The following is a 19,606-nucleotide window of genomic DNA, read 5'->3' as shown; positions in this document are numbered from 1 at the left end:
AGCGGGGGCCAGGATGGCGTCCCCAGGTTCCGCCCCGCCGCCCCATGGCCAGCCCCCAAGCCAGCCCCCAAGACGGCTTCACCGCCAGCCCCGCGGGGGCATCCGCCGACGTCGACACCCCCTGGAGCGTGGCTGAGGCCCCCTCCACCGCCGAGCTGCTCACCCAGCTGGGGGAGGACAGGCTCTGGCTGCTGCGCCAGCTGGACAGCGGCCGCTGGAGCGAATGGCGGCTGGATCTGGCGGCCCTGGAGCGGGAACTGGGCCAGCTGATCGACCAGGCCGCCGAACGGCTCTGATCAGAACGGGATCTCGTCATCGTCCCCCAGGGGGACCAGCGGAGAGGTGTCCCAGACGGGGGCGGCGGGCTCGGCGGCCGCTGCACCAGCCGACCGGGACGGTGCCGGCGCGGGGGGCCGCCGTGGGGCGGGGGTGGCGGCGCCACCGCCGGGGCGCGGGGTCGGCAGGGGGGCCGGGCTTCGGGCCGGAGCTGCAGACGGTGCCGGGGTGACGCCGGAGCCGGTGCCGGGGCTGAGGGGATGGAGACGTGCCAGGGTGAACTCGGCCCGCTTCTCCTTGACCCCGTCCTGGCGGGTGACGGTGTTCATGCGCAGCCGGCCCTCGAGCACGAAGCGCTGGCCCACCTGCACCCTGTTCTGCAGATCCTGGGCCAGGTTGCCCCAGCCCACCACCTTCAGCTGACCCGGGGGATCGTCGGGCCGCAGCCCCTCGATCTGGACGGCCATTTCGGCCACCGGCGTCTGGTTGTCCTGGGTGTAACGCACCTGGGGCGCCTCCAGGACCTCCACCTCCAGCAAGCAGTGATTCACGCCCGGACCAACAGATGGGAGGACCCATCCTGATGCATCCGCCCGACGGGATCCAGGCCGATCCGCCCGGTCGTGCCGGCGGCTGTGATGGCGGCCGGATCTGGCTGGTGGCCGGCACGGGGGAGGGGCCGCCCCTGGCCCGGGAGCTTCTGGCCAGGGGCTGGCGCCTGAAGGTTTCGCTGGTGAGCCGGGCCGCCGCCCTGGCCTATGGCACCCATCCCCGCCAGGAGCTGGCCGTGGGGGCGATCGGGGGGGGCGACGGGCCCGAGGCCGGGGTCGCCGCTGAACTGGCTGACGCCGGACTTCGGGGCGCCCCATACACCTGGGTGATCGATGCGACCCACCCCTTCGCCACCCGCATCAGCGCTGCCCTCGCCCGCGGCTGCAGCGCCCGCTCCCAGCCCCTGCTGCGGCTGCTGCGGCCCGACCTGAACACCGCCGGTGCCCAGCCCCTGGACGATCTGGCCGGCCTCGGTCGCCTGTGCCAGCCGGGGGAACGGCTGCTGCTGGCCATCGGCGCCCGCCGCCTGGCCGAGGCCGTGGCGGCCTCGCCGGGCGTGCTGCATCACGCCCGCCTGCTGCCCCAGGGCGACGCCCTGGCGACGGCCCTGGCCGCCGGACTGCCGCCGCAGCGGCTGGCCCCCCTGCGGCCCGGGGGCGACGGCCGCATCGAGCGCGCCCTCTGCCGCCACTGGCAGATCGACACCGTGCTCTGCCGCCGCTCCGGGGGCGCCAACGAAGAGCGCTGGCACCGCATCTGCGCCGACCTAGGTCTGCGCCTGCTGCTCCTGGAGCGGCCCGGGGAGCCTGTCCAGGTGGAGGTCCTGCCACTGGAGGAACTGCTGCAGCGGCTGGGCGAAACTGGGCCCGACGGCTGAAGCCGGCCCCTGCCCCCGCCCATGCCTGGACCCGCGCCCACCCCCCTCAGCCTGGTCCTCACCACCGAAGCCGACCGGGAGCGGGCCGAAGCCCTGGCCCAGGAGCTGCTGGAGCGGGGCCTGGTGGCCTGCGCCAGCCTGCATCCGGTGGTGTCGCTCTATCGCTGGCAGGGCCGGCTGGAGCGGAGCGAGGAGGTGCAACTTCTGCTCAAGACGACCCCCGCCCATCTGGAGGCGCTGCGCCGCGCCCTGGGGGAGCTGCACAGCTACGACACCCCCGAATGGGTCCACTGGACGGCCGCCAGCGACGGCCCCTACGGCCGCTGGTTGCTGGAGCAGCTGCCGCTCAGCCCAGGTGGCGGGCCACCAGCTCCGGCAGGGAGGCCTGGGGACGGGGGCCCAGCTGGGTGACCACCTGGCCGGCACAGAGGGAACCGAGCCGTCCGCAGCGCTCCAGGCTCTCACCCCGGGTGTGGCCGTAGAGGAAGCCGGCGGCGTAGAGGTCACCGGCACCGGTGGTGTCCACCAGGGGGCCGAGGTGGAAGGGCTCGATCGCCAGGGTCGTCTCGCCGCTCAGCAGCAGTGAGCCCCGCTCGCTGCGGGTGAGGGCCGCCACCCTGCAGCGGCCGCGGACCTGGTCGGCCGCCGCCTCGAAGCTGTCGGTGCCGTAGAGGGCGGTGATCTCCATCTCGTTGGCGAACAGCACATCGACATGGCCGTCGACCAGCTCCAGGAAACTCTCCCGGTGGCGCTCGACACAGAAGGCATCGGAGAGGGAGAGAGCCACCTCGCCGCCGCTGGCGCGCATCACCTCGGCGGCGGCGATGAAGGCGCGCTTGGCCTCCTCGCTGTCCCAGAGGTAGCCCTCCAGATACAGCACTTTCGCCTGGCGCACCATCTCCAGGTCGAGGTCGGCGGGGTCCAGCCCCACCGAGGCCCCCAGGTAGGTGCACATGGTGCGCTGGGCATCGGGGGTGACCAGGATCAGGCAGCGGGCGGTGGAGGGACCGCTGGCGGCCGGAGGGGTCTCGAAGCTCGCCCCCACGGCCCGGATGTCGTGGGCGAAGATCGCGCCGAGCTGGTCGTCCCGGACCCGGCCGATGAAGCCCGCCCGGCCGCCCAGCTGGGCGATGCCCGCCAGGGTGTTGGCGGCCGAGCCGCCGGAGGTCTCCAGGCCGGCGCCGACACTGGCGTAGAGCCGCTCGGCCTGGGCCTCATCCACCAGGGCCATGGTGCCCTTGGTGAGGCCGTGGGCCTTGATGAAGGCGTCGTCGGCCTGGACGAGCACATCGACGATGGCATTGCCGATGCCGACCACGTCGAAGCGCTTGGCGGTGCTGGTCAAGGGGGTCCTAGGTGGGGGGGAGGGATGGGCCGGGGAACGGAAGAGAGCGGACGGCGGGACGCCGTCTCAGACGCTGAGCAGGGCGCGCTTGGGGCCGTGGATGGGATCCTCGACGACGATCGTCTGGTCGCGCTGGGCGCCGAGGGAGACGATGGCGATCGGGACCTCCATCAGCTCGGCCAGGAAGCGCAGGTAGGCCATGGCGGTGGGGGGCAGATCCTCCAGGCTGCGGCAGTCGGCGGTGGAGCACTGCCAGCCGGGCAGGCTGCGGAAGACGGGCCGGCAGCGGGCGAATTCGTCGGAGCTGCTGGGGAAGTAGTCGATACGGCGGCAGTCGAGCTCGTAGGCCACGCAGACCTGGATCTCGTCCAGCTCATCGAGGACATCCAGCTTGGTGATCGCCAGGCAGTCGAGCCCGTTCACCTGCACCGCGTAGCGGCCGATCACCCCGTCGAACCAGCCGCAGCGCCGCCGCCGGCCGGTGGTGGTGCCGAACTCGCCGCCCCGGTCGCAGAGGTGGTCGTTGAGGCTGCCCTCCAGCTCGGTGGGGAAGGGGCCCTCACCCACCCGGGTGGTGTACGCCTTGGCCACGCCGATGACGCGGTCGATCAGGGTGGGGCCGACACCGGCGCCGATGCAGGCGCCGCCCGACACCGGATTGGAGGAGGTGACGTAGGGGTAGGTGCCGTGGTCGAGGTCGAGCAGGGTGCCCTGGGCCCCCTCGAACAGGATGTTCTTGCGGGCCCGGGCCGCCTCGTGGATGGTGCGGGTGCAGTCCACCACGTGCGGGGCCAGCCGACGGCCGTAGGCGGCGTACTCCTCGATCACCGCCTCCGGATCGAGGGCGGGGATCCCGTAGACCTTCTCGAGCAGGTCGTTCTTCTCCGCCAGGGGCCCCAGCAGGCGGTCGCGCAGGCAGTCGGCATCGAGCAGGTCGATCACCCGGATGCCGTTGCGCTCGGACTTGTCGGCGTAGGTGGGCCCGATGCCGCGGCCGGTGGTGCCGATGCGGCGGTCGCCGCGGCGCTGCTCCATCGCCAGGTCGAGCAGGCGGTGGTAGGGCATTGTCACGTGGGCCGTGGAGGCCAGCTTCAGCCCGGAGACGTCAATCTCCAGCTCCAGGAGCGTGTCGATCTCGCCGAGCATGACCTTGGGGTCCACCACCGTGCCCGACCCGATCAGGCAGATGGTGTCCGGGTAGAGGATCCCGGACGGGATCAGATGCAGCTTGAGGACCCGGTCCTCGACGACGATGGTGTGCCCGGCGTTGACCCCGCCCTGATAGCGGACCACGACATCGGCGGAGCGACTCAGCAGATCGGTGATCTTGCCTTTCCCTTCGTCACCCCATTGCGCACCGATGACGACAACATTGGCCAAGGAAACAGCGGCCCGTAGCCGCTTCTAAGCACAAGGAGAGAGCTTCTCAGATCAAGGCCCCCTCCGTCAAAGAATCAGGCGCCGCGCACGGCCGATGCTTCCGCTTTCTTGAGCTCCTTCTCCAGGCGGCTGCGCAGGGGATCGGGCAGGGGACGGTTGGCGTAGCCGGCGTAGTGGGCCGCCAGCGCGTTGACGGCGGTCTGCATGGTGGTGAAGGAGGCCAGGCTGTGGATGTCCTGGCGGGGCCGGTAGAGGGCGGTGTAGCCGTTGATCAGCTGGCGGGCCTGCACCTCCGCCTCCTGGCGGGCGGGGTCGTCCTGGGGCAGGGAGATGGTGGTCAGCAGGGTCTGGGCCACGCTGACGGTGTCATCGACGTAATTGCCGCTGAGGCCGGCCGCGGCCTGGCTGCAGCCGCCCAGTCCAAGGCAGAGACACAGGCCGAGGGCCAGAAGGGGACGGAGCAGGCTGCGGCGCAGGAAGGCGACCAAGGGAGAAACGGCGTCTGGCGAAATCCTACGGGGATGCACCCTGGAGCCCGACCCGCTCCACGAGCTGCTCGAGGGCAGCGTCCGCCGTCAGGTCCCGCTTGCCGGTGCCCCCGCTGCGGTCCACCAGCTCCACCGCACGCTCGCCGGCGCCACGGCCCACCACCAGCCGCCAGGGGATGCCGATCAGATCGGCGTCCTTGAACTTCACACCGGCCCGCTCGGGCCGATCATCCAGCAGCACGTCAATTCCCGCCGCGAGCAGGCGGCCGTAGAGCTCTTCGGCCAGAGCCACCTGGACCGGGTCCTGGCTGCTGGCGATGACGATGATGACCGTGTAAGGAGCGATCGCCACGGGCCAGCGGATGCCGTCGGCGTCGTGGTGCTGCTCCACGGCGGCCTGGGCCAGGCGCGAGACGCCGATGCCGTAGCAGCCCATCCACAGGGGTTCGTCCTCGCCGGCCTCGTTGGTGAAGCGGGCCTCCAGGGCTTCGGAATACTTCCGCCCCAGCTGGAAGATGTGGCCCACCTCGATGCCCCGAGCCGCCTCCAGCCGCTGGGAGGGGTCGTGCCGGCAGCGCTCCCCCGGCTGGGCCGCCCGCAGATCCACCACCTCGGGCAGCGGGCAAAGCTCGCCCCAGCAGGCCCCCACCAGGTGCTCATCGACGCGGTTGGCGCCGCAGACGAAGGCCTCCAGCTCGGCGGCGGAGGGATCGGCGAGCCGCAGCAGGGGAGCGGCGGCCGCCCGGGGATCCGGCTGCCGCAGGGACAGATCGCCCAGGTGGGGGCCCAGGAAGCCGAAGGGAACGGCGGAGTCGGCATCGAGGTGTTCCGCCAGCAGCGGCCCGATCTCCAGCAGGGCGCCGGCGTCCGGGCAGCGGGCCGTCACGGCATTGGCCAGCTTGACGTCGTTGAGCTGCTGGTCGCCCCGCAGGCACACCAGCACCCCGCGGTCGGGGGCCGCGGCGAAGCGGGCCAACAGCAGCAGCACCTTCACCGTCTGGGTGGGATCGAAGCCATGGGCCGTGCAGAGGTCCTCGATGCTCGTCTGCACCGGGGTGGCCAGGGCCCGGCAGGGGCCGGCCGGCAGGGGGACGGCGGGCTCCGGAAGGGAGACCGCCCGCTCCTGGTTGGCGGCGTAGCGGCCGTCGGGACTGGTCAGGATCAGGTCCTCACCAGCCTCGGCGGTGACCATGAACTCCTGGCTGGCGGAACCGCCGATGGCGCCGCTGTCCGCCTCCACCGCCACGGTCCGCAGGCCGCAGCGCTCGAAGATGCGCCGGTAGGCCCCGTCCATGGCGGCATAGGTGCGCCGCAGGCAGGCCTCGTCGGCATGGAAGGAGTAGGCGTCCTTCATGATGAATTCGCGTCCCCGCATCAGGCCGAACCGGGGCCGGATCTCATCGCGGAACTTGGTCTGGATCTGATACAGGCAGACCGGCAGCTGGCGGTAGGAGCGCAGCAGGTCGGCCGCCAGCGCGGTGACCACCTCCTCGTGGGTGGGACCGAGGCCGAGGGGGCGTTCCTGGCGATCGACCAGGTGAAACATGATCCCCTCCCCGGCGGTGTACCCGTCCCAGCGGCCACTGCGGCGCCAGAGATCGGCGGGCTGCAGCTGGGGCAGCAGGGTTTCGAGGGCGTCGACCGCGGCCATCTCCTCGCGGACGATGGCGGAGATCTTCTGAAGCACCCGCCACAGCAGGGGCAGGTAGGCGAAGATCCCGGGCGCCAGGCGGCGCATGTAGCCGGCCCGGAGCAGCAGCTTGTGGGAGGTGATCTCGGCTTCGGCCGGGTCGTCGCGAAGCGTCACCAGCATCAGGCGGGAGACGCGCATGGAGAAAGTCCGTTTCGGCGCTGGACGCTATCACCGCCGAACCGGCGGGCCAGGAGCCTGCCGCCGGGAGCGAGTCGCCGCAACCACCCTGCCCCTGTCGGCAGGCGGCTGCCGAGAAAAAACTCTGCTATGGTCAGCCCTCAGTCCAGTGCGTCCAACGCCAGTCTCATGCTTGCTCACCCTGCACAGGTCGGCTCTCCAGCGGGCGGTTCCACCGCTTCGCCGGCCGCGCCGCTGGCCCTGCAGGCTGAATCCCGCACCGACGCCGAAACCCTGATCGGCATCGATGAGGTGCAGCGCTCCCTGAACCGCTCCCGCGCTTCGGTGTATCGCTACACGAACACCGACCCCCGCAACCTCAACCCCCCCTTCAATCCCCGCAAGCTCAATCCGGAGTACCGCAGCGACCAGAAGGAACCCCTGGTCTTCCATCCCCATGAGGTGGCCCGCTTCGCCCGCGATGTGCTGCGCATCAAGGAGGTGACCGTTGAGGTGCTCAACTCGCCCTCCACCGCCACCCAGCAGCTGCTGGCGTCGATCCTGGAGGAGCTCCGGGCGATCCGAGCCCGGCTCGACGGGGCCGAAGTCCCTCCCGCCGATCTGCACCTGCACAGGCACTCCCAGTCACGGCCTGCCGCCTGACGGGCGGCAGTCGGAGGGCGGACCAGCGCCGTCGGGTCCCCCTGTCGTTTTGCCGTCGCCGGGGGCCGATCGCGCCGATCGGTGGCACAATCGTTGCAAACAACCTTTGTTCTCCGCCCAGTGCACCGGGTCTTCCCGCTGCACGAACGCATGGATCACGTCCACACCGTCCGTCCCCAGTCCCGCTCCGGTGCCCATCGGGGAACAGCCTCCCTCGCCTCCCCGGCCAGCCTCTCAGGCGCCGGCGCTCCGGGGCCCATCTCCGCCGGACTCTGCCCCACCCCCGACGTCGGCGAGGTTGACTCCAGCGGAGACCCGGACAGTCCGGGCCCCCGAACGCCCCTTTCCCGTCCCTCCGCGTCCGGAGGCTCCAGCCGCAGCGGCAGAAGCCCAGAGACAGGCGCCGATGCCTCGGCGGCTCTCTTCTTCGATCAACCCTTCGGTGCCCTCGGCGGCATCCTTCTGGGTCTGATGACCCTGCTGGTCCCCCTAGCGGGTGTCGTCATGGACCGCCCGCTTCTCCCCGACCAGCAGGAGTCGGTGGATCGCCGCTTCAGGCCCGTCGCTGTAGCAGAAAGCCCTGAAAGTCCAGGGCCTGGAAGAACGGCGCCGGATCGCTGAGTCCCGCGGCCTCCACCAGGGCCGTGAGCCGGGCGATGCCGATCGGGTGGAACCCCTGGATCTGGGCGCTGGGATCCACCGCCCCCCCTGCCACGCCGCTGGCCCGCTGGAAGCAGCGCCAGGCCTCGGTCACCTGGGCCGTGAGGGGGGAGCGCTCCGGACGCATCAGGTCGACCAGCACCAGCTGCCCCTGGGGCCGCAGGCTGCGGGCCAGGGCGGTGAGGAAGGCCAGCTTGGTGCCGTCGTCGGGCAGGGATTGCAGTACGAGCACCGACAGGGCGCCATCGAAGCGGGCCTCGGCCCCGAGCTGCTCCACCGTGGCGTGATGCCAGTCGATCCGGCCGCGGTTCTGCAGGCGCTGCCGGGCCACCGCCAGCATCTCCGCCGAGGGATCGATGGCCGTGAGCCGCCAGTCCGGCCGCTGGGCGTCGGCCTCCAGCAGCTCGGCCCCCGTGCCGCATCCGGCCACCAGCACGGCGGCCTCCTGGCGTGAGGCCAGGGGGGAGGAGGAGAGCAGCGCCACGGAGAGGCGGGCGAGGCTGGCGTAGCCGGGGATCAGCTGCTGCACCACCAGGTCGTAGGTGCCTTGCCGGGCCGGGGAGGGGTCGGAGGAGAGCAAGGTCTGCGGGCAACCCGGCCATCGTAGGGAGCCGCTCCCGACCCTCCCGATCCTTTCTCAAGGCAACGAAACCGGGATCGAACGGACATGGTGTGACCTAAGTTGGGCGGCGCCCCTCATCCCCGATCGACCGTGCCCACCATCCGTTTCGAAAAGGAAGGCCAGCAGGTTGGTTGCATCGAAGGGGCCAATCTCCGCAAGGCGGCCCTCGACGCCGGCGTGAATCCCTACACGGGCCTCAACAACCTCAACAACTGCGGTGGCCTCGGCCAGTGCGGCACCTGCGTGGTGGAGGTGGTGGAGGGGGCCCGCAACCTCTCCCCGCGCAGCGACGTGGAGGAGGTCTATCTGGCGGATCGGCCTGCGAGCTACCGCCTCAGCTGCCGCACCACCGTCAATGGCGATGTGACCATCCGCACCCGGCCCGACGCCGGAGTGGGCAAGGGCTCCAACAGCCTGGTCGGGGCCCTCAAGGCGCTGGTCGGCCGCAAGTAGGCGCGATGGCCGGCGATCGGGCCCCGCTCGTCCTCTACCAGTACGCCGGCTGCGGCACCTGTCGCAAGGCGCTGGCCTGGCTGAATGAACGGGCCATTCCGTTCGAGGCCATCGACATCACCACCAGCCCGCCGTCCCTGGAGTTGCTGGCCGCCGCCCACGACCAGCTCGGGGGCTTTGGCCGGCTGTTCAACACCAGCGGCCAGAGCTACCGGGCCCTGGGGGCTGCCACCGTCAAGGCGATGGACCGGGACACGGCCCTGGCCGCCCTGGCGGCCGACGGGCGCCTGATCAAGCGTCCCTTCCTGGTCACCGCCTCCGGTCGCATCCTCACCGGGTTCCGTCCTGAGGACTGGGCGGAGCTGCTGGGCTAGGGGGCGTCGCTGCGACCCTCCGGCCCCTGGGCCCCCTTCACCATGATCTGATCGAGTTCCTCGATCAGGCCCTCGATACCGGCCCGGCTGATCTGGCTCAGGTAGTTGCCCTTGAACTCCTCGAGGAAGGTGCACAGCAGCTGCTGGGAGCGCTCCAGGGCCGGTCCGCTCTCCAGGGCATCGGCCAGTTCCTCCCAGAAGCGGTCGATGAAGCGCTGCAGCAGCTCCAGCTGCTGGTCGTCGCGGCGGCTGAGGCGCTCGCCGGTGGTGCGGGTGAGGTCGAGCAGGCTGTCCACCATCCCGCCGGCCAGCTGGCGGCTGAGGCCCTTCTCCACCTGCAGCAGCGGCTGGAGCTGGCGCAGGCCCGGCGGCACGATCGCGTTCTGGAGGCTCTGCTGCAGGGCATGGCCGAGCACCCGCTGGAGCTCGGGGGCCAGGCGCGGGGCCACCCGCACCAGCAGCAGGGGGCCCCAGATCCTCACCAGTTCCACCAGCTCGCGCTCGTCGTTGCTGACCACCATCTGATGGCTGCGCAGGGCGCGGATCCGCATCGGCCAGCGGCGCGAGCGGATCAGCTGCTGCAGCCCGTCGATCAGCTGCAGGGCCAGCACCTCAAACAGCTCCACCGCCAGCAGGGCCACCACCGCCCGGCTGATCACCGCCCGCAGCGGTTCGATGCTGATCAGGCCGCTGGTGTGGAGGCGCTCCAGCACCGGCACCACCCGAATCCAGCGCCAGAAGGGCAGCAGCAGGGGCAGGTCGATCCAGCGCCGCAGCAGGGCCCGGCCCCAGCTCAGACCGGGCAGGCGGCGGCGCAGCCGGATGGCCCGCAGGAGGATATCGAGGGCGAAGACGCTCTGGAAGAGGAGCAGGTCGTAGCGCCAGAAGTGGTCGGTGGGGCGGCCGTTCTCATCGATCGAGCGCCAGTAGGTGGTGGCAACCAGGGGCAGCACCTGCTGGCGCCAGAACAGCCGCTCCTGCGGCCAGGGATGGGCGTCGATCCATTCCGGGCTCAGCAGCACCGCCGCCGCCTGCTTGGCCGAGTCCCGGTCGGCGCGCTGGCGCAGGCGGTTCTTGATCTTCTCCAGGGTGCCGGAGGTGCCCGAGGCCAGCATCGGGTTGGAATCGATCATCTCGGCGGTGAGCCGCGCCTGTTCGGCCAGCAGCTGGCGCTGCATCGGGGTGACGGCACCTCTCGGGCCCTGGCCCAGGGCCGCATCCATCCGGTCGAACTGGCGCAGGTAGGCCTGGGTCTCGCGGTGCGGCTCGATCCCCTTGATCGGATCCACCCAGGGGGTGATGTCGGGGATGAAGGTGAGCGGCACCGCCAGGGGCACCGACGGCAACGGGTAGAGATTGCGCTGCAGCCAGAAGGTGCGCAGGGGGATGTAGCTGATGTCGAAGGCCACCCAGAGCAGGTTGAGGGCGGCCCAGAGGGCCACGAAGCGATCCCAGCGCCGCTCCAGCCGGCTCGAGGGCGCGGCCAGGCTCTGGTGCCAGCGTGGGCGTGCCATCGGGGACGCGGCGGGCGGGTGCGTGCCTAATCTGCCTCCCGACCATGGAACCTGCCGCACGAACCCCTTGAGCCCCTCGGATCCACCGGCCGACCCCGGCGCCCACGACGAGCCGACGCCCACCCCGGAGCCGCAGCGTCACCAGGAGGAGCGGGAGGAGAGCCCCTGGGCCTTCTGGCGCAGCGTGCTCATCACCCTGGCGGTGGCCCTGGGCATCCGCCAGTTCCTGCTGGAGGCCCGCTACATCCCCTCCGGCTCCATGCTGCCGGGCCTGCAGCTCCAGGACCGGCTGCTGGTGGAGAAGCTGTCCTTCCGGCAGCGCCCCCCGCGGCGCGGCGAGGTGGTGGTGTTCCGCTCCCCGTACCACTTCGATCCGATCCTCACCGGCCCGACCAAGCCGGGGGCGCTGCGCTGCCTGCTGGTCAACCTGCCCCTGATCGGCTCCCTGCCGGGGATCCAGCAGCCGGCCTGCGATGCCTACATCAAACGGGTGATCGGCCTGCCCGGCGAGCGGGTGGTGGCCGACCCCCGGGGCCGGGTCAGCATCAACGGCCGTCCCCTCGACGAGCCCTACGTCAGGAACTACTGCCCGGTCGATCGTCAGGGGGTCGGCCCCTGCCGCACCATCGACGTGGTGGTGCCCCCGGGCCATCTGGTGGTGATGGGCGACAACCGGGCCAACAGCTGGGATGCCCGCTTCTGGCCGGGCGGGCCGCTGCTGCCCGAGAGCGAGCTCATCGGCCGGGCCTTCTGGCGTTTCTTCCCGTTCAGCTCGGCCGGTCCGCTGCCAGAGCCCAGCGCGCCGGATCGCTGAGCCCGCAGGCCAGCACCCGACCCTGCAGCGATCGCCCCCGGCAGGGCCGGTTGGCTGCCAGGGAGCCATCGGGGACGTCCTCCCAGCGCCAGGAGCGGCGGGGATCGAACAGCAGCCACTGCGCCGTGCCGGCCTCCAGGACCGGCTCCGGCAGGCCCAGGAAGCGGGCGGGGCCCCAGCAGAGCGCCTGCCAGAGCTGCTCCGGCCTCCAGGTCCGGCGTCCCACCAGTTCCTCCCACAGCAGCGGCAGCACCAGGCCGTGACCCGCCACGCCGGGGCGGCGCTGGTCGAGGGGCAGCAGCTCCTCCTCCGCATCCAGGGCGATGTGGTGCACCGCGACGGCGCTGATGACCCCGTCGGCCAGGCCGTCGATCAGGGCGCGCCGGTCGGCCGGCCCCCCCAGGGACGGCTCCACCAGCCAGCCCTCGTCGGCTGGATCGAGCCCGCCGCTGTCGGCGACAAGGTGCCACCAGCCCACCGAGGCCATGGGCGCCTGGCCATGGCGCCGCAGCCGGGCCACCGCTTCGGCGGTGGAGACATTCATCAGCCGCAGGTTCGCTGCGGGCAGGTCGTCGGCCAGGGAGAGCAGGGTCTCGAGGGGGAGGGTCTCGCTGCCGGGGGGGTCGAGGGGCCAGCCCGCCCGCAGGGCCTCCACCCGCTCCCGCACGAACCCGCGTCGGGCCAGGGCCCCGTCCCGGGGCGGCAGCAGCACCGGCCGGTCCCCCATCTCCCCGAGCCGCAGGCCGCGTTCCAGCAGATCGAGCGGCGGCAGGGCCGCCCCGGCCGCCAGGCCGCAGGCGCCGGCGGCCAGCTGGTCGCCGTGGGGGGCCAGGTCGCGGTCAAGGCCATCGACGCTGAAGCTGCCCCAGGTGAGCAGCCGCATCGGGTCCGGCCAGCTCCAGGCCAGTCGTTCGGGCCGATCGCGCCAGCTGGAGGCCCACGGGAGCAGGCCCACGGTGCCATACCCACCCGAGGCGGCGGCCTCCCGGAGACTGGCCAGGGTTTCGGCCCGCCCCTGCAGGGGGTCCTCCAAGACGCTGTGGGGATCCACCAGGGCCGGTGCCAGCCAGCAGCCGTCGGCGTCGAACGGGGCGACACCGGCCCCGCCCGGCTCCGGATCGATCGCCCGCAGCACCCCGTCCTCCAGCAGCACATCGGCCCGTCGCGGCGGCCGCCCCGGGGCCTCCAGCAGAGTCACCCCGCGGATCAGCAGCTGACGGACCATGGCAGGGGACTCGGTGGGATGGGCCGGCTAGAGGGCGCCGGCGGCCGTGCGGTCGATCACGCCCCCCAGATGGGCGGTGAGGTTGAGGGCACTGACCACCGGCGGCGCCGTCGCCCCCCGGGGATAGTCGATCACGGTCACCCCCCCGTTGCCCTGCTTGATGGCCCAGATGTCGGCGGGGGTGAGGCCGAGCAGGGCACAGAGGATGGTCTTGTTGACCGCATCATGGGCAACCACCAGGGCCGTCTCCTGGGGATCCAGACAGGCGGCGATCCGGTTCCAGGCCTCCAGCGACCGGTCCCACACCCCACCGATGGTCTCCCCTTGCGGCATCTGCACGGTCTCGGGGGTGCGCTTCCAGGCGGCGAGCAGGTCGGGCCAGCCGGCGGCGATCTCGCTCTCCAGCCGGCCCTCCCAGAGGCCATGGCCGATCTCCCGCAGGCCCCGGGCAGTGGTGAGCGGCACCCCGGGATGGGAGCCCAGGATCACCTCGGCGGTGCGCAGGGGGCGGGCCATGTCGCTGCTATAGGCGCGCTGCAGCGGGATCGGGGCCAGGAAGGCCCGCGCCGCCTCCGCCTGCGCCAGGCCGTGGGCATTGAGGGGAATGTCGATCTGGCCCTGGAAACGGCCCTCCCGGTTCCAGTCGGTCTCGCCATGGCGCACCAGCAGCAACCGACACCCCGGTCCGGCCGGGGGCAGGGCCGTGCCCAGGTGGGCGGTGCCGTTGAGGGATTCGAGCTGCACCGAGGGCCGCCCGCCCTCGCCGCGGACCAGGTTGAGCACCGAGATGGAGGCGTTGTCGAGCCTGAGGCGCAGGAAGCCGCCCGCCGGCAGCCCCAGCAGGTGCAGCACCAGGCAGCGCAGGATGGCGTTGTGGGCCACCACCAGCACGGTGTCGTCGTCGCCGTGGCGGGCCAGCAACCGATCGGCGAAACGGCCCGCCTGCTCCAGCAGCTCGGGCACCGGGTAGTAGGTGGAGCCGTCGGCCCGGCGCAGCTCCATGGTCTCTGGGGCCTCACGCCAGCGGCGCTCCTGCTCCGGATCGACGGCCCGCACCTCGCTGCGCAGCAAGCCGCTCCAGGGCGCCAGATCGATCTCCAGCAGATCGTCGTCGAACACGGGCGCCAGCGGCGAGCCGTGGCTGGCCAGCAGCGCGACCGCGGTGGCGCTGGCCCGCTGCAGCGGCGAGCTGTAGATGGCGGTGAACGCCAGCTCAGCCAGGGCCTCCCCGGTGCGACGGGCCTGGCGCTGCCCCTCCTCGGTGAGGTTGGAGAGGTCGTCACGGCCCTGGATGCGGTGCTCCAGGTTGAAGCTGCTCAGCCCATGGCGGACCAGCACGATGCGAAGGGGCAAGGTGCTTGTGGCGCAGGCCCGGCCATCGTATGGGACGGGCCGTGGACGGGCGCAGGGGAGAATCAGCACCCATCGCCGCCGAGGTGGTCCGGTTGAACGGAACCCCTTCCCGATCCGGACCGCCCGCCTCCCCACCGGGCTGGAAGAGCCTGCTGGCCCTGCTCAGCCTGGCGCTGTGCGGCCTGCTCTGGGTGGGCGGGCTGATCGACAGCCTCGAGCGCCCGTCGGTGGTCGATTCCCTCAGCCTGCGGCAGCTCGAGTTGACCGCCCTGGCGGCCGAGGCCGTTCCGGAGGGGCTGCGGCCCGTGCTCACCGGGGAGGATCCGCGGCGGGAGCTGGGTGATGAGCTGCGGCGCCAGATGGAGGCCGCCGAGGAGCCACCGCTGGCCCTGCGCCGCCTCGAGAGCGTCCTGCTGGAGCGCGACGCCGGGAGCGCGGCCGCACTGGACGACGCCACGGAGCTGGGGCAGCTGGCGACCCAGGTGGACGCCGTGCGGCGTCCCCTGATCCAGGCACTGCTCGATGGACAGCCCGTGACGGCGGAGCAACGCCGGCAACTGCTCGCCCCCTGGTCGGCGCCGCTGATGGTGCAGCAGCTGGTCTGCGAACAGCTGCCGGGGGACCCGGGCGCCTGCCCGGCGGAGGAGCGGTCCCTGCGGCTGCTGCTCATGCTCCTGGCGGTGACAACCCTGCCGGCCCTGTTTCTGCTGGTGGGGGCCGCCCTGCTGCTCCGTCAGGGCTGGCTGGCCTGGCGCGGCCGGCTGGCCGCCGCGCCGCCGCTGGTGGGCCCACCCCTGAGCCCCGTCGATGTCACCCTGCTGATCGCCGGCGGCTTCGTGGTGCTCGGCGAAGTCGTCGTGCCGATGGTGGTGCAGCCGCCGCTGCAGATCGCCCTGCAGCGGCTGGAGACCCCGAGGGCCCTTGGCCAGGGCATCGAAGTGCTGGTGCTCTATGCGGCCCTGATGGCCGCCCCGCTGCTGCTGCTGGCCCTGATGCTGCCGCGCCGGGGGACCCCTCCGGCGGGGGGCTGGCTGCAGTGGCGGTGGCGGCCGGCCCGCTCGGCCCTCGGCGGTGCGCTGGCCAGCCTGTTGATGGTGCTGCCGGTGGTGACGGCCTCGAGCTGGGCGATCGACCGGATCTGGGCCGACCCAGGGGGCAGCAATCCCCTGCTCGACCTGGTGCTGACCAGCGCCGACCCGCTGGCACTGGGCTGTTTCGCCGTCACCGCCCTGGTGGTGGCGCCCCTGTTCGAGGAGGTCCTGTTCCGGGGCGTGCTGCTGCCGGTGGCGGGCCAGAGGCTCGGCGGAGCCGGCGCTGTGGTGCTGAGTGCCTCCGTGTTCGCGATCGCCCACCTGAGCCTGGCGGAACTGGCCCCGCTGTTCGTGCTCGGCCTGGGCCTCGGCTGGCTGCGCTGGCGCAGCGGCCGGCTGGGAAGCGCCGTGCTGATGCACGCCCTCTGGAACGGGATGACCTTCATGAATCTCCTCTTTCTCGCCGACTGACAGCGCTTGCTGCGGTCCCCGATGGGTGGTTCACTTGCGCAGTGCCTACCAGGTCCCTTGGCCGCCTCCCCCGCCCCACGCAGCCAGACTCCGCTGCCGAAACCGAGGGCCCTGCAGAGGCCCCTGCAGCTGATCGAGGGGTCGCTCTCGGCGCGCCGGATCGAACGCCAGGCCCCCTGGCTGGCCGGCCTGCATCGGATCAGCAGCGGCGCCCTGGTGGGGCTGGGGTTGTCCATGCTCGGCCTGAGCGCCCTCACCCTGCACTGGCAGAACCAGTGGGCGCACAGTTTCGCCAAGCTGGAGGCCTCCAAGACCCTGGAGCACCGCATGCAGGAGTCGTCCGCCCTGCTTGAGCAGCATCACCTCAGCCTGGTGCGGCGTCCCGGCCTGCTGGAGCCCACCAGCAGCGCCAAGCTCATCCATCTGCCTGAACCCCGCAGCAGCCGCTCCCGCGCCCCCCTGCCGCTGCTCGCCGGCTTCCAGTTGCGGGCCATCCCGGCCGGCTACTGATGCCCCCCGCCTCCCGTTCCGGGCCCGGCGAGGGCCGCTCCCCGGTGACGGCCACCGGGGGTGGACGCCGCCCCAGGGGAGCGGCCACCCGTCGGGTGGTGGAGATCCAGCCGATCCCCACCGGCCGCATGCTCACGGTCTATGTGCTGCTGTGCGCGGCCCTGGTCGGGCTGGCGGGACGGCTGGCCTGGCTGCAGGTGGTGAAATCCCCTGAGCTCCAGGCCCGGGCCAGGGCCATCCAGACCCATGCGGTCACGCCCATCGGCAAGCGGCGCACCATCGTCGACCGGATGGGCCGGCTGGTGGCCCTCGATGAGGAGCGCTTCACCCTCTGGGCCCACCCGCGCTACTTCAACCTTCCTGGGGACGAGCCCCAGCAGATCCGTCCCCCCGCCGACGTGGTCAGGGAGCTGTCCAAGGTGCTGGCCCAGCCGCCGGCCGACCTGCTGGAGACCATCGGCAGCCGCCGCAGCGGCGTCAAGCTCGCCACCGGCCTGGATCCGGAAACGGCGAACCGGGTCAGGGAGCTGGGCATCAGCGGCCTCGACCTGGAGGCCTACCCCCAGCGCGTCTACCCCCAGGGGTCCCTGTTCGCCAACGTGGTGGGCTTCCTCAACCTGGAGAGGGTGGCCCAGGCGGGCCTGGAGCAGAGCCGCGACCGGGACCTGCGCCGCCAGGAGGTGACCCTGAGCATGCGCCGCGGCGCCGACGGCACCCCCCTGCCCGACGGCCTCCAGGCCGGGGCGCTCTACGGCGACGACCTGCGGCTGCAGCTCACCCTCGATGCCCGTCTGCAGCAGGTGGCCCAGCAGGCCCTGACCAAGCAGGTGAAGCAGTGGCGGGCCAGGCAGGGAGCGGCCCTGGTGATGAATGCCCGCAACGGCGAAATCCTGGCCCTGGCCTCCACCCCCACTTACGACCCCAACCGTTTCTGGAGCTACAGCCCCGCCCTCTTCCGGGAATGGTCGGTGCAGGATCTCTACGAGCCGGGTTCCACCTTCAAGCCCATCAACCTGGCCCTGGCCCTGCAGGAGAAGGCGATCCGCCCCAGCGACAGGGTCAACGACGTGGGCCAGCTGACGATCGGTGGCTGGCCGATCTTCAACCACGACCGCCGCGCCAACGGCGTGATCGACTTTCCCACGGTGCTGCAGGTGTCCAGCAACGTGGCGATGGTGAAGGCCATGGAGCAGGTGAAGCGCGACCGCTTCTGGCACTGGCTGCGGGCCTTCGGCATCGACGAGATGCCGGACACCGACCTGCCCGGGGCCGTGGCCGGCCAGCTGAAGAGCCGCAGCGAGTTCACCTCGGCGCCGATCGAGCCGGCGGTCGCCGCCTTCGGCCAGGGCTTCTCCCTGACCCCCCTCAAGCTGCTGCAGCTGCACGGGATGCTCGCCAATGGCGGCCGGCTGGTGAGCCCCCACATCACCCGTGGCCTGCGCTCCGGCGATGCCCTGGCCAGCGCCACCGCCCCCACGGGCGTCCAGCTGCTGGATCCGGCCGTCACCCGCACCGTGGTCAAGTGGATGGAATCGGTGGTGGAGAACGGCAAGGGGATGAAGATTCCCGGCTACCGGATCGCCGGCAAGACGGGCACGGCCCAGAAGGCCCGCAACGGGGTGTACATCCCCGGAGCCCGGATCTGCAGCTTCGTGGCGATCCTGCCGGCGGGGGATCCCAGCTACGTGGTGCTGGTGGTGGTGGACGAGCCCCAGGGGGGCAATGCCTACGGCTCCACCGTGGCCCTGCCGGTGGCCCGGCAGATCGCCGAGGCCCTGCTGGTGATCGAGAAGGTGCCCCCCAGCCAGCCCACCGCCCGCATCACCGCCAAGGCCAGCCGCTCCTGAGCCGCCCTGTCCTCATTCCCACAACCCCCGTGCATCGCCGCGGGGGGGCATGGCTAGCGTCGGAGCCAGCAGACATCGCGCCCGACACCGTTCCACGATGGCCAACCTCCTCGAACAACTGGCCGCCATGACCGTGGTCGTGGCCGACACCGGCGACATCGACGCGATCCGCCAGTTCACGCCGCGGGATGCCACCACCAATCCCTCCCTGATCCTGGCCGCCGCCCAGATCCCCACCTACCAGGAGCTGATCGACCGCTCCCTGCGCGAATCCCGGGAGGTGATCGGTGCCGAGGCCCCCGCCGAGGACGTGGTGCGCGAGGCCATTGACGAGATCAGCGTCACCTTCGGCAAGGAAATCCTCAGGATCGTGCCGGGGCGGGTCTCCACCGAGGTGGATGCACGCCTCAGCTACGACACCGAGGCCACGATCACCAAGGCCCGCAAGCTGATCGGCCTCTACGCCCAGGCGGGCATCGGCACCGACCGCGTGCTGATCAAGATCGCCTCCACCTGGGAGGGGATCAAGGCGGCGGAGGTGCTCGAGCGTGAGGGCATCCACTGCAACCTCACCCTGCTGTTCGGCTTCGCCCAGGCCGTGGCCTGCGCCGAGGCGGGCATCACCCTGATCTCGCCGTTCGTGGGGCGCATCCTCGACTGGTACAAGAAATCCACCGGCCGCGACAGCTATCCCGGGGCGGAGGATCCCGGCGTGCTCTCGGTGACGCGGATCTTCAACTACTTCAAGACCCACGGCTACGGCACCGAGGTGATGGGGGCCAGCTTCCGCAACATCGACGAGATCGTCGAACTGGCGGGCTGCGACCTGCTGACCATCTCCCCGGCCCTGATGGACCAGCTGCGCCAGAGTGAAGCTCTGCTGGAACGCCGCCTCGATGCCGCCCATCCGGGCACCAGCGAAGAGCGGATCCACATCGACGAAGCCACCTTCCGCACGATGATGGCGGCCGATGCCATGGCCAGCGAGAAACTCGATGAGGGCATCCGGGGCTTCTCCAAGGCGATCGAGACCCTCGAAGGCCAGCTGGCCCATCGCCTGGCCGTGATCGAGGGCGGTGCCGCCTTCACCCATGCGGTGCACGAGATCTTCCTGCTCAACGATCTCGACGGCGACGGCTGCATCACCCGGGAGGAATGGCTCGGCAGCGATGCCGTCTTCGATGCCCTCGACACCGACAACGACGGCCGTCTCGCCCCCGAGGATGTGCGCGGCGGCCTGGGAGCGCCGCTGGCGATCAGCCGCTGAAACCCGGGCCGCCCGCCGCCGCCCCGGCCTTGATCGGTTGTTCACCTTGATGGGTAAGGATGTTCCTCCTCCCC

The 19,606-nt window shown here is 71.6% G+C and carries 20 protein-coding genes; 11 read left to right on the top strand and 9 right to left on the bottom strand.

What is annotated here, in order from left to right:
• Window positions 1–44 precede the first annotated feature (44 nt).
• Complete coding sequence (locus tag CYAGR_RS00380) at window positions 45–296, top strand: hypothetical protein (protein ID WP_015107757.1); 252 nt, start codon at window positions 45–47, stop codon at window positions 294–296.
• Here the strand turns inward: CYAGR_RS00380 and CYAGR_RS00375 are convergent, their stop codons facing one another.
• Window positions 297–827: a single-stranded DNA-binding protein gene (locus tag CYAGR_RS00375; protein WP_043325225.1), complete on the bottom strand. Its 531-nt coding sequence runs from the start codon at window positions 825–827 to the stop codon at window positions 297–299.
• 32 nt (window positions 828–859) lie between these two features.
• On the opposite strand from CYAGR_RS00375, the gene CYAGR_RS00370 reads away from it, so the two are divergent.
• Together CYAGR_RS00370 and cutA are read left to right on the top strand one after the other, a co-directional pair.
• A complete protein-coding gene (locus tag CYAGR_RS00370; protein ID WP_051016973.1) occupies window positions 860–1,705 on the top strand; it encodes a precorrin-6A/cobalt-precorrin-6A reductase in 846 nt (281 codons plus the stop codon).
• A 21-nt stretch (window positions 1,706–1,726) separates the two neighbouring features.
• On the top strand, window positions 1,727–2,116 hold the full coding sequence (cutA, locus tag CYAGR_RS00365) for a divalent-cation tolerance protein CutA (RefSeq protein WP_015107754.1): 390 nt from the start codon (window positions 1,727–1,729) through the stop codon (window positions 2,114–2,116).
• Here the strand turns inward: cutA and CYAGR_RS00360 are convergent.
• The 4 genes from CYAGR_RS00360 to CYAGR_RS00345 form a co-directional block, all read right to left on the bottom strand.
• The gene (locus CYAGR_RS00360; RefSeq protein WP_015107753.1) at window positions 2,052–3,050 is read right to left on the bottom strand and encodes an adenosine kinase; all 999 of its coding nucleotides are present in this window, start codon (window positions 3,048–3,050) and stop codon (window positions 2,052–2,054) included. The two genes, cutA and CYAGR_RS00360, sit on opposite strands and share 65 nt — an antisense overlap.
• A gap of 66 nt (window positions 3,051–3,116) precedes the next feature.
• Window positions 3,117–4,430, bottom strand: coding sequence for an adenylosuccinate synthase (locus CYAGR_RS00355; protein ID WP_015107752.1), 1,314 nt, complete (start codon window positions 4,428–4,430; stop codon window positions 3,117–3,119).
• A gap of 74 nt (window positions 4,431–4,504) precedes the next feature.
• Window positions 4,505–4,918 (bottom strand): photosystem II protein Psb27, encoded by a 414-nt coding sequence (psb27, locus tag CYAGR_RS00350; RefSeq protein WP_015107751.1) that lies wholly within the window; start codon window positions 4,916–4,918, stop codon window positions 4,505–4,507.
• A gap of 25 nt (window positions 4,919–4,943) precedes the next feature.
• Window positions 4,944–6,749, bottom strand: a complete 1,806-nt coding sequence (locus CYAGR_RS00345) for a proline--tRNA ligase (protein WP_015107750.1) — start codon at window positions 6,747–6,749, stop codon at window positions 4,944–4,946.
• A gap of 168 nt (window positions 6,750–6,917) precedes the next feature.
• On the opposite strand from CYAGR_RS00345, the gene CYAGR_RS00340 reads away from it, so the two are divergent.
• Window positions 6,918–7,391 (top strand): hypothetical protein, encoded by a 474-nt coding sequence (locus CYAGR_RS00340; RefSeq protein WP_051016972.1) that lies wholly within the window; start codon window positions 6,918–6,920, stop codon window positions 7,389–7,391.
• Window positions 7,392–7,944: 553 nt separating this feature from the next.
• Here the strand turns inward: CYAGR_RS00340 and CYAGR_RS00335 are convergent.
• Window positions 7,945–8,631, bottom strand: coding sequence for a class I SAM-dependent methyltransferase (locus CYAGR_RS00335; protein WP_015107748.1), 687 nt, complete (start codon window positions 8,629–8,631; stop codon window positions 7,945–7,947).
• A gap of 132 nt (window positions 8,632–8,763) precedes the next feature.
• Here CYAGR_RS00335 and CYAGR_RS00330 point away from each other — a divergent pair, with 132 nt between their 5' ends.
• Together CYAGR_RS00330 and CYAGR_RS00325 are read left to right on the top strand one after the other, a co-directional pair.
• On the top strand, window positions 8,764–9,126 hold the full coding sequence (locus tag CYAGR_RS00330; protein WP_015107747.1) for a 2Fe-2S iron-sulfur cluster-binding protein: 363 nt from the start codon (window positions 8,764–8,766) through the stop codon (window positions 9,124–9,126).
• 5 nt (window positions 9,127–9,131) lie between these two features.
• On the top strand, window positions 9,132–9,500 hold the full coding sequence (locus CYAGR_RS00325) for a Spx/MgsR family RNA polymerase-binding regulatory protein (RefSeq protein ID WP_015107746.1): 369 nt from the start codon (window positions 9,132–9,134) through the stop codon (window positions 9,498–9,500).
• Here CYAGR_RS00325 and CYAGR_RS00320 read toward each other — a convergent pair.
• Window positions 9,497–11,014 carry a hypothetical protein gene (locus tag CYAGR_RS00320; protein WP_015107745.1) on the bottom strand — a complete coding sequence of 506 codons (1,518 nt, stop codon included), beginning with the start codon at window positions 11,012–11,014 and terminating at the stop codon, window positions 9,497–9,499. The two genes, CYAGR_RS00325 and CYAGR_RS00320, sit on opposite strands and share 4 nt — an antisense overlap.
• Window positions 11,015–11,081: 67 nt before the next feature.
• Between CYAGR_RS00320 and lepB the strand changes: the two genes are divergently transcribed.
• Window positions 11,082–11,828: a signal peptidase I gene (gene lepB / locus CYAGR_RS00315; protein ID WP_015107744.1), complete on the top strand. Its 747-nt coding sequence runs from the start codon at window positions 11,082–11,084 to the stop codon at window positions 11,826–11,828.
• Here the strand turns inward: lepB and CYAGR_RS00310 are convergent.
• Both CYAGR_RS00310 and CYAGR_RS00305 read right to left on the bottom strand, forming a co-directional pair.
• Window positions 11,782–13,053, bottom strand: coding sequence for an amidohydrolase family protein (locus CYAGR_RS00310; protein WP_015107743.1), 1,272 nt, complete (start codon window positions 13,051–13,053; stop codon window positions 11,782–11,784). The two genes, lepB and CYAGR_RS00310, sit on opposite strands and share 47 nt — an antisense overlap.
• A 27-nt stretch (window positions 13,054–13,080) precedes the next feature.
• On the bottom strand, window positions 13,081–14,406 hold the full coding sequence (locus CYAGR_RS00305) for a histidine phosphatase family protein (protein WP_043325223.1): 1,326 nt from the start codon (window positions 14,404–14,406) through the stop codon (window positions 13,081–13,083).
• Window positions 14,407–14,489: 83 nt separating this feature from the next.
• Here CYAGR_RS00305 and CYAGR_RS19335 point away from each other — a divergent pair, with 83 nt between their 5' ends.
• The 4 genes from CYAGR_RS19335 to CYAGR_RS00285 all read left to right on the top strand — a co-directional run bounded on the left by CYAGR_RS19335 (window position 14,490) and on the right by CYAGR_RS00285 (window position 19,532).
• Complete coding sequence (locus CYAGR_RS19335; RefSeq protein ID WP_425386787.1) at window positions 14,490–15,908, top strand: CPBP family intramembrane glutamic endopeptidase; 1,419 nt, start codon at window positions 14,490–14,492, stop codon at window positions 15,906–15,908.
• A 57-nt stretch (window positions 15,909–15,965) separates the two neighbouring features.
• Window positions 15,966–16,418 carry a hypothetical protein gene (locus CYAGR_RS00295; RefSeq protein ID WP_015107740.1) on the top strand — a complete coding sequence of 151 codons (453 nt, stop codon included), beginning with the start codon at window positions 15,966–15,968 and terminating at the stop codon, window positions 16,416–16,418.
• Window positions 16,418–18,265: a peptidoglycan D,D-transpeptidase FtsI family protein gene (locus CYAGR_RS00290; RefSeq protein WP_015107739.1), complete on the top strand. Its 1,848-nt coding sequence runs from the start codon at window positions 16,418–16,420 to the stop codon at window positions 18,263–18,265. The genes CYAGR_RS00295 and CYAGR_RS00290 overlap by 1 nt, the downstream gene beginning before the upstream one ends.
• A 97-nt stretch (window positions 18,266–18,362) precedes the next feature.
• Window positions 18,363–19,532, top strand: coding sequence for a transaldolase (locus tag CYAGR_RS00285; RefSeq protein WP_015107738.1), 1,170 nt, complete (start codon window positions 18,363–18,365; stop codon window positions 19,530–19,532).
• Window positions 19,533–19,606: the final 74 nt, after the last annotated feature.

The organism is Cyanobium gracile PCC 6307, assembly GCF_000316515.1.
GTDB lineage: Bacteria > Cyanobacteriota > Cyanobacteriia > PCC-6307 > Cyanobiaceae > Cyanobium > Cyanobium gracile.
Note: the sequence above shows the minus strand (reverse complement) of the source record. Positions and strands in the feature narration are given on the sequence as shown.

Coding starts and splice junctions, on each gene's coding strand:
- CYAGR_RS00380 (WP_015107757.1), top strand. CDS start 45: ATGGCCAGCCCCCAAGCCAGCCCCCAAGACGGCTTCACCGCCAGCCCC.
- CYAGR_RS00370 (WP_051016973.1), top strand. CDS start 860: ATGCATCCGCCCGACGGGATCCAGGCCGATCCGCCCGGTCGTGCCGGC.
- cutA (WP_015107754.1), top strand. CDS start 1,727: ATGCCTGGACCCGCGCCCACCCCCCTCAGCCTGGTCCTCACCACCGAA.
- CYAGR_RS00345 (WP_015107750.1), bottom strand. CDS start 6,749: ATGCGCGTCTCCCGCCTGATGCTGGTGACGCTTCGCGACGACCCGGCC.
- CYAGR_RS00340 (WP_051016972.1), top strand. CDS start 6,918: ATGCTTGCTCACCCTGCACAGGTCGGCTCTCCAGCGGGCGGTTCCACC.
- CYAGR_RS00325 (WP_015107746.1), top strand. CDS start 9,132: ATGGCCGGCGATCGGGCCCCGCTCGTCCTCTACCAGTACGCCGGCTGC.
- CYAGR_RS00320 (WP_015107745.1), bottom strand. CDS start 11,014: ATGGCACGCCCACGCTGGCACCAGAGCCTGGCCGCGCCCTCGAGCCGG.
- CYAGR_RS00310 (WP_015107743.1), bottom strand. CDS start 13,053: ATGGTCCGTCAGCTGCTGATCCGCGGGGTGACTCTGCTGGAGGCCCCG.
- CYAGR_RS00290 (WP_015107739.1), top strand. CDS start 16,418: ATGCCCCCCGCCTCCCGTTCCGGGCCCGGCGAGGGCCGCTCCCCGGTG.
- CYAGR_RS00285 (WP_015107738.1), top strand. CDS start 18,363: ATGGCCAACCTCCTCGAACAACTGGCCGCCATGACCGTGGTCGTGGCC.